Genomic DNA, 14,139 nt, shown 5'->3' with positions numbered 1-14,139 from the left:
GGTGTCACACCGCATCATGTCAGCCAAGAAGGTATGTACATGATAAATCACGCCAACCAAGAGAACACAGAATTATAGGAGAAAGAAATGAAACTATCACTAGAGACAGTACAGACGATTCGTGGCATAAATATGGAAGCCGCTGCCGCTATAACCGCCAAAGGTTTCGGCCGAGAAGCCGACGAGAATAACTTTTTAGACACCAAGTCCCACCTAGAGAGTGCCGACTATATTCAATTGCTAAAGAATGAGACACGACTTCTTGCATTTGCTGCATATCGGAGACAACTTTGGCAGCCAGGCAATCGAACTTGCGGGAATAATTGTTGACCCGGATTTACAGAAAAAGGGAATAGGCAGTGAAATCGTTCAGGAATTTTTAGATTCAAACCCTGCAGAACATCTTTGCGCCTATACGCGCAATCCAGCTATTCTCCGCATCCTAGGTGCTGTCACTCGACAGGCAGATGTTCTTTTACAACTAAGTAGTCCACTCCCACACGTATCGATACATGAAGGTATTGCGTATCATATAGATAGGTATGGGCCAGATGGTCTTTATGGCAGTTATGATCCTGCATCTAGAGAATATAACGGTCATGTGCTAAAAGAGCGTTGCACTTTGCTTGAAAAGCCCGGAAATGCACTTGCCGTATCAGTTAACGTAAATAAGGAATCAATTCATGAATAAAATACTTTTGCTTGGATCGCAACACGGTAATGAACTGCTCGGTGAGCAGCTATATGCGTATATAGCCTCAAATCGTCTTGATCTGCTGCCTTTCATTACGTTTAAGCGAGGTAACCTCAGGGCGTATCGTCAAAAAGTACGCTACATCGAGTCAGATCTTAATCGTAGCTATACCGGGGGCGATACAACATATGAGGAGCGGCGCGCCAATACGATCTTAAAGTACATTAAAAAGCAGGATTTCGATCTTGTGCTTGATCTGCATACAACAACGTGTAGTCAACCTCCTTGTCTCATCGTGGCTGGCATTACAGATGACAACCGTCAATTTATACGTGCTTCATCTATTGAAAAGATCGTCCATATGAATCACGAAATCGTTGAGACGTCACTTATCGGTGTGTATTCAAAGTCTGCCTCTATCGAGGTTAATGTTATACAACTTACAACCAAACTAATGGAACAGCTGACGAGTGACATCGATAGATATCTGCACAATGCTGCCAGCAAAAAAACAAAAACAGTATATGAAGTTGGTGACTTGCTAGGTAAGGATGAGATCACTCAAGAACAAGCCGAAGAGCTTCGTAATTTTGAAATGAGTCCGCTTGGCTTCTACCCGATTCTAGTAGGTGAAAACTCTTACAAAAAGTACACTAAATATTTAGGGTTCAAAGCATACAAGACCTACCAGAGTAAGGTATAATGGATATAGCTATGAAACCAACTATTCTCACTGGCCTGCGCGCCAATAACGACTTAACTATCGGCAACTATTTTGGCGGCATTTTGCCAATGATTGATATGGCTAAAAATCGTTCAAACGAATACCGCATCAACATGTTTATTCCTGACCTACACAGCTTTACTACGCCTATCGACCACAGCACACTATATGAACAGATTTTACATAACGCACGTCTTTATGCAGCCGCTGGCCTACCGCTTGATAACGACGATATCTACTTATACCGCCAAAGCTATATTTCTGCGCACAGCGAGCTGACGTGGATTCTTGATTGCTTTACTAGTTTTGGCGAAATGAGTAAGATGATCCAATTCAAGGACAAGGCTGATCGAATTGACTATCGGGAAGAAATTCGCCAAGCAATCGAGCATCTCCAAGAAATGAAAAATAAATTTGGCGAGAGCTACAACGAACAGAAATTTGCCGAGTATCTAGCTATGACATCGACTGCCCTACAGGAGCTAGTTGACAGACAGGAGAAGGAGGCATCAGTAGGACTGTTCAATTATCCGGTTCTTATGGCCGCTGATATTCTCCTTTACGATGCAAGCTATATTCCGGTTGGTGATGATCAATCTCAGCACGTTGAGTTTACTCGGGATATTGGGGAGCGCATGAACAACCGGTTTGGTGATATTTTTACCATTCCAGAACCCGTTGCAAAGCAGCACGAGTTTTTTGGTAAAGACCAAGGCCTTCGGATTAAAGACTTAGTTACGCCTACTAAAAAAATGAGCAAAAGTGATGAAACCGGTAAGGGCGTCATTTTCCTAGGTGACGACCCAGACGTGGCTGCTAAAAAAATAATGGCCGCCACAACCGACGACAAGGCTGAAATTCATTTTGATCGCGAAAACCAGCCGGGTATCAGTAACCTTCTGGAGATTCTGGCATTACTACGTAGCGTTCCACGCGATGCAGTTGTGAAAGAGTTTGAAGGCCAAACCCGCTACGGCGACTTTAAAAAAGTTGTTGCGGATGAAGTTCGTCAGTTTCTGACAGACTTCCAGGCACGTCTTGCTGCTATTGATGATCAAGTGATTATCGCTAAGTTGCAAAAATCCGAGGCCGAATTATCAACCGTTGCTAGTGCAACATTATTACGCGCCCAAAAAGCCGTTGGCTTACGCCCGAAAGATGCCTAAATGGTTAAAGTATCAAGTTCAGACATCCTCGCTATCTTACGTCGTTTTGATATAGCGTCAGACGAAAACGTTCCACGTCAAATGGAACAGGTAGCATTTTCCAACCCCGGCCCTACTAATACACTGGTTTCGTTTCGCTTTAACAAGCAACAGTTTTATATCCTGTATGATGACACTGCTGAGGACGATACCGCATACATCCTAAATCAAATTCGTACTGAAAAACAGGATGCTGCGGGAGAATTGATAGAGAATCCTCGTGAGGACAAACTTATGACCTACGGTCTACCGTATAAAGGTAAAGACGTCTATTTATTCGCTATTATATCGAACAAAAAACGTCTCGATAGTCTTCTGGCTGAACGCTTTCCAGAACAATCACGCAGTACGTGGCAAAAACACATTAAGGCTGGTCATGTGAGTGTTAATGGAGAAGTAAAGGTGTCGCCAAAACAAGATGTGCTTGAGAGCGATCAAATTGCAACCAGTATTCCCGATGCGACCGATTTTAGTCATCATGAGCTTCCAATCGTCTACATGGACGATAATGTCATTGTCGTAAATAAGCCCGTAGGCGTTTTAACGCATTCTAAGGGGGCTTTGAATGATGAGTTTACCGTTGCCGACTTTTTCCGCAACTACACCTCATGGGGGCTCGAGACCACCCGAGCAGGCATCGTGCACCGCCTAGATCGTGATACGAGTGGACTTATTATAGGCGCTCGCAATGAGGACGCGGCGCACTTACTACAAAAGCAGTTTGCTGACCGTAAGACTAAAAAGACTTACATTGCTGTTATTGACGGACATCTTAATGAACCAACGGCAAAAATAGATCTACCTATTGGACGTAATCCTTCGGCGCCAAGTACATTCCGTGTTGATGCTAAAGGTAAGGCAGCTACTACGGAATACACAGTTATAAGCACTAACGACACACAGAGTCTTATCGAGCTCCGTCCGTATACTGGGCGTACCCACCAGCTTCGCGTACATATGACCTATCTCAACACTCCAATTCACGGTGATCGTGTGTATGGGAAAGAGGCTGACAGGCTGTATCTTCATGCTTTCCGGCTCGAAATTACTATTCCAAAGGGTGATAGGCGTGTGTTTGAAGCACCTGTACCGCCAGAGTTTACTCGTAACTTTTCAGGAACTTTCTCTTTTTAAATGATGCTACTTGAGGAGTTGATTATTCACCCTGTCTCGCGTCGCACACTATCGTCGCTTGCAAATAATCTACCTCAATCTATTCTTATTTGTGGAGAACGTGGTGTCGGACTGTATACGATAGCCAGAGCGCTGGCGGGCAACCACATAGCCGCTGAATTATTTCCGAAAGACGTAAAAGATAACCGCGACAGTGAAAGCGGAACGCTCACCGTTGAGATGATCCGTCGTTTATATGAACAAACGCGCTCTAAGCGGGTAACCGACCAAGTCATTATTATCGATGATGCGGACCGCATGAGTCACGGTGCACAGTCTGCTTTTCTAAAGTTGCTTGAAGAACCTGGTAGCCACGTAAAATTTATACTCACATCACATCAACCCGAAAAGTTACTGACAACTATCCGATCACGCCTTCAGCAGACGACTATTCAGCCTATTACAGCTGAACAGACACTAACGATTATTGCAGATCTTGGAGTTACCGAGCAAGTTAAACGAATACAGTTACGTTACATCGCCGAGGGTTTGCCAGCTGAGCTAACAAGATTGGCGAGCGACGAAGGGCAATTTAACGCCTGGGCTAATGTTATAAGTGATGCACGTGATTTCTTGCAGGCAGATGCCTATAAAAGGTCGCTCATCGTGCAAAAGTATCGCTCAGACCGACCCGCTGCCTTACGTTTGCTGGAATGTGCTATTAAGATTTTACGAAAAACTTTAAGTGCTAAGCCGCAGCTATCTATGGTTGTCCAGCTAGAGCTGCTCTTGGATCTACGCGACCGGGTAGCTGGTAACCAAAGCATCGCGCTGCAACTGATGCAGTTTGTGCTATAATACACGTATATGTTAGGCATTGTGTTAATTGCAGTTTTTGGTGCGTGGGCTATAATGAAGCGCCAGACTATCACTGAAGTTGCAACTGATTTACCTCTTAAAATCTCTGAAAAACTAGAGCGTTTATGGGATGTCGCCCAAGAGTCATTGCGCGACAAGAAATACCTAAGGGCAGAGAAGGCCTTGTTAACTATTTTGCGTGTTGATGAACGTAATGCAACGGCATATAACCGCCTGGGTATTTTATATGCCAAGCAACAGGCATTTAAAGATGCTATTGAATGTTTTGAGATTGCCCAGAGTCTTGAGCCAAGTGCGAGTAGTCTTCATAATGTCGGACTCATCTACTACGAGACTAAGCAATACGAAAAGGCTGCCCTCGCGTTTGAGCAAGCACTTGCGATGGAGAATGATCTTGCAGCGCGTCATGTGGCGTATGCTAAGGTGCAAGAAAAGTTAGGTCATATTAAAAAGATGATTGATGCACTTCAAGAAGCTGTAAAAATTGAAGAGACTCCGCAAACAATCAATATCTTGGCCGATGCTTACGATCGTAATGGACAGCCTGACGTCGCCGCAGAACTACATGAAAAAGCTCGCAAAATGCTCACACCTGAGCGTCCCCAGCACATTCGCCAAGTTCGCCGAGTGATGTAAATTTATTCTGTTAGTTTTTTAAGAGAATCAAAGAATTCAGATTTAAATAACTGATTCCACCATGGCGCAAGTGGAGTAGGCAGCGTGTCGAATGTACACCATTCAAGCCCGTCACTTCTTTCAGGCTCTAAAATACGCGCTCCACCCGAGTCGTAGTCACTGACGAGCCAAATAGAGACGTAATGCTTGTTGTCGGCAAGTAGAATATCGTTAGTCACCGCACCGAAACGAATATTCTTAATCTTTATTCCCACCTCTTCAAGTACCTCACGCTCGGCTGTTTCTTCAAATGATTCTCCAAATTCTAAATGTCCACCTGGAATAGACCAAGTTCCAGAGCCATGAGATCCCTTACGCTGTTGTACGAGGAATTTTCCGTCCTTAATAACTATAACGCCAATACCTATTCGAGCTTGCCTGTCCTTCATTTTATCTAGTATAGCCCTTCATGGAACTCTCGACAAACAAAAACGCCCACCGTAAGGTGAGCGCATTTGCGTGGTACTGGGGGCAGGATTCGAACCTGCGAAGGCGAAAGCCGACAGATTTACAGTCTGTTGTGTTTGACCGCTCCACAACCCCAGCCTATGGAGCCGCCTTTCGGACTCGAACCGAAGACCTGCTGTTTACAAAACAGCTGCTCTAACCAACTGAGCTAAGGCGGCATACTGTACACACGAAGTACAGGTACAAGTGTACTGTAGAAAAGCGTTTAATTCAAGGGGTTAGGTAGAAAATAGGTGCACAAAAATACCCCGCTGTAGGGCGGGGTATTTAGATCGAACTAGCTCTTGCGAGGCTTAATTTCGTTTCGGCCGAGGTTCTTTTTAGTCTCCTCGTACCATGCGTGAACGCGAGCGATTGGATCGTAAGCACGTTTACGTAACTTTTCTGGGTTGTTCTGAGTGTTTTTGGTTGTGTAAATACGGTGACCTGTAAGTTCACTTACCATACCAACCAATTTACGCTTTGTATTCTTCTTTGCCATTTAATACTCACTTAGTTTGTTATTGCAATCTTAGTTATTCTAGCATTAAATACGAATTATTGCTAGAGGTGAAACAAAAATGGAGCCACGATCGGGGATCGAACCCGAGACCTCATCCTTACCATGGATGCGCTCTACCGGCTGAGCTATCGCGGCACACCTCCGGTTATTGTAGCAAAACGTAAGCCCTCGATCAACAGGGGTGCTATTTTTTACGACTACCCTGGCGTTTAGAGGTACCTAGCCTAAAAAGAAGAGCGGACCGTAAAAGTGACCAAGCGACCGCATTAGCGAGAAACATTGCTGCGCAAACGATGGCAACGGCAAGGATATTTTGGCCAAGCTCATGATTCATAAGTCCAATGACACCGGCAACGAGTAATAGAGCGGTAGCAATAGTAATATATGCATGCTGCAGTTTTGCACGCTCACCATTTTGCGCGTTCCACGCTGAAAGCGTATTTTTTATCGATTCAAACATAGACACCTCTTTTAACTGATGACTATTTTAGCATTATATGGTTAAAATGTCAATTTAATTCGTGCGATCTGGCATCAAGCTCGTGTGCTAACCATACGCCGTTATTGAGTATTTTCGTCAGTACTGTTTGATTCGGACGCTGATGCCAGGCGTATAAATATAAGCAACCGTCAGCTATTTCAACTGTCAACGAGCCAAAATGATCCGCCATAATTTTTGCCATATTTTTATCTATAAGTTGTTCGGCAATAAGGGTCTGTGAAGGATCTGTATAAACAGCATACCTATCAGTAAAAGAGCGATCATAAGCAGTGAATGTCCCAAGTGGGGACTTTGTAAGTGTCGCGAACTTAATAAATAGATGAGCATAAAATGTATCACTGTGTGTATGGAGTCCAATGAATACATGAGGTAGGTCGACGGTCGTATGAAGATCAAACGCCATAATGATCCATTCCTCGGTACGAGGCGCTTTACCTGGAAAATGAATCGTATCCGTACGTTCAACGAGTGTTGTATCGTAGCCTTTGTATGAACCAATGCAGTAGTGATTATCACGATGGTCTGCTGAGACGGTTAACCCGCGTACTAATCGATGCTCATCGTTGCGTTGATCGACATAGCCAAAGTATACAAAACCCGCATTCTCGGCAAACTGCATGAACACGCGCTTATGCAGACGCGATTGTAAAACCTTTGCCGGAACGAAGGCTTTTGAATAATACTTTGCTTTTGCCGTCAGCTTACTCATAGGTGGTTATTTCTCGGTGATAGTATCGAGTAAAGTTGCTATATATTCTGCGTGGCTCCAAGTCAGTGGCGCAACGGAGATGTAAGAGCCATCAACCGGGCTAATTTGTTCTGCCATAATACCCGTGCTCATAGCACTGTCTCTAACCCAGGCAATAATTGATTTTGCCTTGTCGAGTTTGTCGGTTTCGATATAGTACTGTGCAAGCCAGAGAGATGTGACGAACCAAAGGTTACTGCGTCCATCTGAGGTGACCTTGTAGTATTGATCATTTTCATAGCGTGGTAAGCCTAACTTACCCTGATCTACACCAAATGTGCGTTCAAGTGTAGCAACGGCATTTACCAGTTCGCTACTCGAGACGGGAAAGAGTCCGTACATGAATGCGCCAAAAATACTCGACACATCGATAGTCGTATTCGGTATAATTTGACCATCCTTAACGGTAACTCCTTTATAAAAGGACCGTCTTTCAGCATCATATAGATGTTTGTGGGCAGAGACGGCGATGTCATCAGCTGCCGAGCGCCATTTAACGGCACTATCCGGGTCATTTGCTGCTTCAGCGAGGTCTGCTGCAGCATGAAGTGCCGCATAGACAAGCGATGTTGTATAGGTTGAAGTAATAAACACCTCTTCCCATAGATCGTAGCTTGGTTTTGGCAGACCAGTCATTTTATCGACATAGATTGTCATAAAGTTAGCCATCGGCACAACCATAGCATGATAGAACTCATTTAAAAGTCGAGCGTCTTTATGCATTTGGTAATACTGCGCAAAGACAAACAGTACGAGGGCTGTCTCATCTTCCTGGATAGGCGGTGCAACCTCGCCACCATCGTGAATGTATGGATGCCAGCTGCTGCCTAGTGCGCCATCGGCACGGTATTTGTGCATGAGGTAGCCATCCGGGTGAATGCCCCGCCTGCAGAACTCAAAAAATCTATGAGGTTCATCTTGATATCCCATTCGGATAAGTGGCCACAAAACATAGGCGCCATCGCGAGGCCAACAGTAGGCGTAAGCATCACGAGAGTAATTAAGAACAGTCGTGTCAGTACTGGCCATAACTGCACCACGCTTATCTATCTGCGATTTGATAATCATCGTATTACAGATAAAGCTTTCGCGGTATTCTGGTGCTAGTTTTTCGGCAACATGTTTGGCCGGCTTGAGCCAGGTGTGCCACCAGTCGGCTGTTGAATGTAAGCGTTTTAGCACACCGTCAGTGCGGACCTGGTTGTCGATGTATAACGCTTCGCGCGAAGAAGTACCAGCAGCAATCCAGTAGTGCACCCGGGCGGAGCTATGTGCCTCAATATCGAGCTTAAAACGAATAGTAGAATCAACTCGACCATGCTCAACATTACAAAAACTCAGCTCGCCGTCATCTGCATCACGGTATGTTCCCTCACGACCCTCAATGCCAAACAGACCAACGGTATATTGATCGAACGGCTTGCCGCCCGACATGCCCGATACAATAAACGCTCGACGACCTCGGTAGTGTAGGATACCTTCGTTATCAGGTAAATATTGAGCCGTGTCAGTGTTACTACGAGCGTCACCGATATCAAAAGCTTGATGCATAAACAGACGGATGTCACGTGTATGATCTTGCATGTTAATAACATGAATATTACGCATAAACGCACTCATCTGAGCGTCAACGGTATCGTCGATCTCAAGCATGATACCAAGGTGATCATTTTTTGCTACTGTATAGCCAATAAGTGCTTCGTGGGGATAGCTAAAGGTAAACTCCCAAGATCCTATATCATCCAGCCAACTTATCTGGCCATCAACCCATACGCCAACGCGGTGACGGAGTGATTTACCGGCAGCATGGTTCTCGAGCCCAACATATGGAAAGTAAAAATCATGAACAAGCCCATACTTGTTAATGCCGACGTGGAGCTCTCCATTACTTAGGACAAGCGGCCTAGCCATTAAGACCTCCGTACTGGTGTGATTGCATGAGGCGGTAGCGAACATCACGAAGTGCGTTCATAAAATATAAGAAGGCATCATATGGTGAATCGTAAGGGCTAAAATACGCATGCACGTCACCATCAGTGAACCATTTGGTGCACATGTAGTATACGTGGTCAGAAGTTTGGAGCCGCCGCCAGTCTGCAATGAGTTCGTCATCTTTACTCCGTAGGATGTCATCCTCAAGTGCATAGAGATGTCGAAGTGCCTCTCGCTGCATGCTGTTGCCGAGCCAAGCAGTTAGGTCACGTTCAGTGTCTGCCCATGTGACTGTATGGGGCATGTCGATTTCGCCAGCAGACTTATGAGTGTCGATAGCTTCAGAGGTGGTATAAAAAGTGTTATCTGGATTAGAAAGCCATTTAGCTACAAAGTGCTCGAAGAACTCAAAGATGCCGGTATCTTTCCACTGATGCTCACCAAAGGTTTCGTAATCCATAAATAAGTTAATAAGTGGACTATCGTTAATAGAGGCGTTAGTCCATTCGCTGTAGGTGTCGGCAGTGAGAGGCCATTGCTCCCAGGCTTTATTACTAAAACGGAAGGCAAGGTCATCACTCAGACGATAATTTTTTAAAAGCAATGCGATATTTTCAGTGCCAACTGGTTTGTAGGTATAATTTGGACTTCGCCATTCCAGGACGGGGTCCCAACCCTCGGCTAGTATCCCCTTAAAACCGTAGTCATCTGCCCATTTTGCCAGACTATTGTTATAAGCTAGCTCGGTATTACGAAAGACTGAGGTCTCCACGCCAAATAACTCACGAATTTTATCGCGATGCATATTAACCTGACGTTCAAATTCATCAAGACTATAAAAGAATGCGAGGCTATGGTAATACGTTTCAGATAAAATCTCAACACGCCCTGTCTTTACGAGTCGCTGGAAGCTCTCTATGACATCAGGTGCCCATTTTTCAGCCTGCTCTATAAATGTTCCGGTGATACTAAGTGATACTTTAAATTCTGGATGTGTCGCAAGTAGTTTTTCAAGAAGCGCATTCATTGGACGGTATGACTTGTCGGCGACTTTTCGCAAAATCTTTGCGTTATCGCGGTCGCTATAATCATGTTCACTAAAATAGTCATGATGCTCGGCAGTATCAAACACGCTATACTTGCGTACGCGTAGCGGTTGGTGGACGTGTAAATAAAGAGTTATGCCGCGCTTGCTCATACGAGAACTCCTGTCTTCTTAGGGGTATGGTAGATTTCCATGCAACGTGTTGCGACATCATGCCAGGATATTCGTGCATATTCGTGTTTAACATTTTGCTTAAGTTCATGAGCAAGTGAAGGGGACGTTGCGATACCGACCATTTGATCAGCTAGAACATCAATATCCCAAAAATCATAACGAAATATGTTACTGAGAATTTCGCCTACTCCGGATTGTCTGGTGATAATCAAGGCCGAATTATAATGTGCTGCTTCTAGAGCGGTGAGTCCGAACGGTTCGCTAACGGAACTCATCACAAAAATATCAGCAACGTTATAAGCATCTCGCCATTGTTTGCCACGTACGAAGCCCGTAAAATACACCTTGTCTGAGATACCGAGGTCAGCTGCTAAATCAATTAGCTCATTGCGCTGTTCACCGTCGCCAGCTAACAAAAAAACAAGTCGATCGTATTTTTCTGATGCCCTAGCAGCAGCTCGAATAAAATGCGTTAAACCTTTTTGTACGGTAAAACGGGTGAGTGTAGAAACAACCGTGTATCCTTCTTGTTTGAGGTGCTCCAAATACGCATAGGTACGGCGATCGTAGTCGTATGGACCGAAACTTGAAATATCAATGGCATTATGGATAACTTCAATTTTATCGGCAGGGATATTATATTTTTGAATAATGATATTTTTCGTAATGTTGCTGACAGCAATTATACGGTCAGCCATCATTAAGCCCTGGTACTCGATCTCATGGACTAACGGGTTGCCCGACTCGCTACCAGAGCGGTCAAACTCGGTGGCGTGGACATGTACGATAAGTGGTGCATTAGTCAGTTCTTTAGCGCGCATCCCAGCTTCCATCGTCAGCCAGTCATGCGCATGAATAGCATCTGGTTTGTTGGTTTTAACAAAGCTTTCAATATACTTTACGTAACGTTTTTGAACGCCGCGCATATCTTGAAGATCACTTGTATCAACCTCGTCAAGGCCAAGCTGGCGCAGGTATTTACTATCGTACGCGCCCATAAGGCCATAGCGAGCCAATGGATCAAGTTCAGTTGCAGCATGAACAGTCATAAATTCGGTATCAGGGTGCGAAGCTGTGTAGGGAACGACGAAATCGATTGATGCGCCTTGGAGTGCAAGAGCCTTAGACATGTAATAACATGCCACACCGAGTCCACCACTGTTGTGAGGAGGCAGCTCCCACCCGAGCATCAATATCTTCATTCTCCTATATACGGATAAAAATCCGGCGCTCCTTTTCTACCATCGGTTAGTTACCCTAATTATAGAGCGACGCTTATGCTTTTACAACAGCATATCGGTGTATTTTATATGTTGGCTATATCGACGCGTTGTAACTTAACGCGTGTGGTCGGTAAATGCAACTTTTGTAGGCTTTTTGTCAATAAAATGCTTAGCAAAATACACTAGACCGCCACCAAGAGCGCCCGTTATTAAGCCGCCCGCGATGTCGGCGGGGTAGTGAACCCCCACAAAGATGCGAGAAAAACCAATCAGAGCTGCCGCGAGCAAAAGAATCCAGCCGGTCTTTTTAAACTTTGTAAAGAGTAGTACGGCCATGGCAGCACCGGCACTTGCAGTCGTATGATCACTTGGGAAAGATGATCCGGATGCGTGAAGCAATAGTTGTGTTAGGTGATGGTCCATAAATGGACGGTGGTCAAAATTCAAAAGAGCTGCCAACCTTAATAAAATAAAAGTCACAACTAAGGTAGCGGCGAAGTAGACGACAGGCTTCCATTCTTTTTTGTAGATGTAATAGCCGACACAGCCAGTCGCAACTGCGAATAGAACGAATATTGCGTACTTCGCCATGAATAGCATTGCCGTATCTAATAAGTGTGAGTGGCCCGCCCAGCCGTTGATGAGAAGTAATAAATCAGTGTTCATAAGTAATATGTTTATTATACTACATAGACTTAAAATATCGTGAAGAGGTGGATTTAAAAACTGTTACTTTTACGTAATAAGCGTATAATTCATCTTTGATGCCAGACGCTCCCGCACTGTTGTGCTTGAACGCCACCATGTAGGGCGTTTTTTGTTTGAGAAAAATAGAGGAGAAAATTATGTCACGTTATGAACTATCAAATGAGGGATGTGCGCCAGCAGCGGGTGAACGAGCTTTTCAGAAATATAACGAAATACTTCGAAAACAACCAGACCAACTGACACAGGCTATTGCTTTTCTCGCACTTAATCAAGAGTTGCCCGTATCCCATATTAACGCGGCGAACGCTATAATAGATGTGCTCGACACCACAAATAACGGCACTCAGATTGGCATAGGTCCAGATACGGAAACAGGTTGGGCGCACGTTTTTGATGATAAAGACCACCGTGAGGCGCAGACTGTTCATAATAAATACCAACAAGCCTTGCACGAAATCCTGACGCAATTAGAACATGCCCGAGGCAGACTAGCAGCTCTAAGCGAGTCTGTAGAAAGCCAAGAATATGAAATAGTTCGAGAGCTTGTTAGCAGCCTTGAAGATGCTTCTGAAAGAGCGCAAGCTGAGCTTATCGCCAAGCGCCGTCTTCGCGGTATGCAAACGCTCAGAGTCATTGCGCTGCTCGGCGGGGCAAGCGAAGCACAGACAGATTTACCTCTTGTAGCATAGTTTTTTATGGTCAGTGTGGTCAATTCCACAAACTATAATGTGATGTAGGTCACACCAACGGACTATAATAGGAAGGGTGCGCTTCCGATATTATATAACCTGCGAAGGAGTATTTATTTGAACGGTATAAGTGTTTTCTTAGAGCGATTTCCAATAAAAAAATTTACGCGAGGCGATATCGTCTTGCATCAGGACGCAGAACCCACTTGCGTCTATTTTATTAAGAGTGGGATTATAAAAAGTTATAATCTTACCTCAAAGGGTGAAGAAAAACCAATCGAGCTCAGCACGTATTTAGACGTATTTCCAATTGGTTGGTTTATGAATATCATCACGCGTGCCCAATATTATTACGAAGCAATTACGGACAGCGAGGTATTCTGTATTCCAAAAAATGAACTTACAACTTATCTGCGAAACAACAGCGAATCGATGTTTCAGATGTTGAACAGGCAGGTAGAGCGTTCAGCGCACACCCAACTACGCCTTAACGCACTCGAGCATTCTAAGGCGTACGACAAAGTCGTATCAACGCTCCACTATTTCGCACTAAGGTTTGGTCGCGATGTGGCAAGGGACACTATCAAAATCCCATTACCACTCACTCAACAGGACGTTGCAAATTTTACAGGTCTCACGCGAGAGACGGTGAGTGCAGAATTTAAAAAACTCACAAACCAAAAAATTCTTGGCCATCATCAACAAGCGTATGTCATATACACAAAAACCCTCGACGAAATGCTTGATGACAGCTTCGAACGACACTTCGTACGTTAAATCTGTAAGATTTTTACCATAGAAATCTAATATAAACACATAAAAGGGTCATGCTAATCTCAGCCTCGGTACTTTTTAAGT

16 protein-coding genes and 3 tRNA genes are annotated in these 14,139 nt (G+C 44.5%); 8 read left to right on the top strand and 11 right to left on the bottom strand.

Features of this window, described 5'->3' with window-relative positions; translation table 11 throughout:
• The first annotated feature begins 247 nt into the window (after positions 1–247).
• Genes VLG36_05320 through VLG36_05295 form a run of 6 tightly spaced genes read left to right on the top strand, consistent with a single transcriptional unit; the run spans position 248 to position 5,251 of the window.
• Complete coding sequence (locus VLG36_05320; GenBank protein ID HSW78190.1) at positions 248–691, top strand: hypothetical protein; 444 nt, start codon at positions 248–250, stop codon at positions 689–691.
• The gene (locus VLG36_05315; GenBank protein ID HSW78189.1) at positions 684–1,397 is read left to right on the top strand and encodes a succinylglutamate desuccinylase/aspartoacylase family protein; all 714 of its coding nucleotides are present in this window, start codon (positions 684–686) and stop codon (positions 1,395–1,397) included. Before VLG36_05320 ends, VLG36_05315 begins: the two co-directional genes overlap by 8 nt.
• Before the next feature lie 11 nt (positions 1,398–1,408).
• A complete protein-coding gene (gene trpS, locus VLG36_05310; GenBank protein HSW78188.1) occupies positions 1,409–2,584 on the top strand; it encodes a tryptophan--tRNA ligase in 1,176 nt (391 codons plus the stop codon).
• Entirely contained in the window at positions 2,585–3,757 is a 1,173-nt protein-coding gene (locus VLG36_05305; GenBank protein HSW78187.1) for an RluA family pseudouridine synthase, read from the top strand.
• Positions 3,758–4,594 (top strand): AAA family ATPase, encoded by an 837-nt coding sequence (locus VLG36_05300; GenBank protein HSW78186.1) that lies wholly within the window; start codon positions 3,758–3,760, stop codon positions 4,592–4,594.
• 9 nt (positions 4,595–4,603) lie between these two features.
• On the top strand, positions 4,604–5,251 hold the full coding sequence (locus VLG36_05295) for a tetratricopeptide repeat protein (protein ID HSW78185.1): 648 nt from the start codon (positions 4,604–4,606) through the stop codon (positions 5,249–5,251).
• Between the two features lie 2 nt (positions 5,252–5,253).
• Here VLG36_05295 and VLG36_05290 read toward each other — a convergent pair whose 3' ends face one another.
• The 11 genes from VLG36_05290 to VLG36_05240 all read right to left on the bottom strand — a co-directional run bounded on the left by VLG36_05290 (position 5,254) and on the right by VLG36_05240 (position 12,550).
• Positions 5,254–5,679 carry an NUDIX domain-containing protein gene (locus VLG36_05290; protein ID HSW78184.1) on the bottom strand — a complete coding sequence of 142 codons (426 nt, stop codon included), beginning with the start codon at positions 5,677–5,679 and terminating at the stop codon, positions 5,254–5,256.
• Positions 5,680–5,750: 71 nt separating this feature from the next.
• A tRNA-Tyr gene (locus VLG36_05285) sits at positions 5,751–5,836 on the bottom strand.
• Between the two features lie 3 nt (positions 5,837–5,839).
• Positions 5,840–5,916 (bottom strand) — tRNA-Thr (locus tag VLG36_05280).
• 119 nt (positions 5,917–6,035) lie between these two features.
• Entirely contained in the window at positions 6,036–6,239 is a 204-nt protein-coding gene (rpmG, locus tag VLG36_05275) for a 50S ribosomal protein L33 (protein HSW78183.1), read from the bottom strand.
• An 80-nt stretch (positions 6,240–6,319) separates the two neighbouring features.
• Positions 6,320–6,395: transfer RNA gene (locus VLG36_05270), tRNA-Thr, on the bottom strand.
• Positions 6,396–6,444: 49 nt separating this feature from the next.
• On the bottom strand, positions 6,445–6,720 hold the full coding sequence (locus tag VLG36_05265; GenBank protein HSW78182.1) for a hypothetical protein: 276 nt from the start codon (positions 6,718–6,720) through the stop codon (positions 6,445–6,447).
• Positions 6,721–6,769: 49 nt separating this feature from the next.
• Positions 6,770–7,471, bottom strand: coding sequence for a hypothetical protein (locus VLG36_05260; GenBank protein HSW78181.1), 702 nt, complete (start codon positions 7,469–7,471; stop codon positions 6,770–6,772).
• 6 nt (positions 7,472–7,477) lie between these two features.
• Complete coding sequence (locus tag VLG36_05255; protein HSW78180.1) at positions 7,478–9,421, bottom strand: glycoside hydrolase family 15 protein; 1,944 nt, start codon at positions 9,419–9,421, stop codon at positions 7,478–7,480.
• On the bottom strand, positions 9,414–10,640 hold the full coding sequence (locus VLG36_05250) for a glycoside hydrolase family 57 protein (protein ID HSW78179.1): 1,227 nt from the start codon (positions 10,638–10,640) through the stop codon (positions 9,414–9,416). Before VLG36_05250 ends, VLG36_05255 begins: the two co-directional genes overlap by 8 nt.
• Positions 10,637–11,863: a glycosyltransferase family 4 protein gene (locus VLG36_05245; GenBank protein HSW78178.1), complete on the bottom strand. Its 1,227-nt coding sequence runs from the start codon at positions 11,861–11,863 to the stop codon at positions 10,637–10,639. The genes VLG36_05250 and VLG36_05245 overlap by 4 nt, the downstream gene beginning before the upstream one ends.
• 135 nt (positions 11,864–11,998) lie before the next feature.
• Positions 11,999–12,550: a phosphatase PAP2 family protein gene (locus VLG36_05240; GenBank protein ID HSW78177.1), complete on the bottom strand. Its 552-nt coding sequence runs from the start codon at positions 12,548–12,550 to the stop codon at positions 11,999–12,001.
• 179 nt (positions 12,551–12,729) lie between these two features.
• On the opposite strand from VLG36_05240, the gene VLG36_05235 reads away from it, so the two are divergent.
• Both VLG36_05235 and VLG36_05230 read left to right on the top strand, forming a co-directional pair.
• Positions 12,730–13,281, top strand: coding sequence for a hypothetical protein (locus VLG36_05235; protein HSW78176.1), 552 nt, complete (start codon positions 12,730–12,732; stop codon positions 13,279–13,281).
• Positions 13,282–13,398: 117 nt separating this feature from the next.
• Complete coding sequence (locus tag VLG36_05230) at positions 13,399–14,058, top strand: Crp/Fnr family transcriptional regulator (GenBank protein ID HSW78175.1); 660 nt, start codon at positions 13,399–13,401, stop codon at positions 14,056–14,058.
• Positions 14,059–14,139 lie beyond the last annotated feature (81 nt).

The organism is Candidatus Chromulinivoraceae bacterium (assembly GCA_035478595.1).
GTDB lineage: Bacteria > Patescibacteriota > Saccharimonadia > Saccharimonadales > Saccharimonadaceae > CAMLKC01.
Note: the sequence above shows the minus strand (reverse complement) of the source record. Positions and strands in the feature narration are given on the sequence as shown.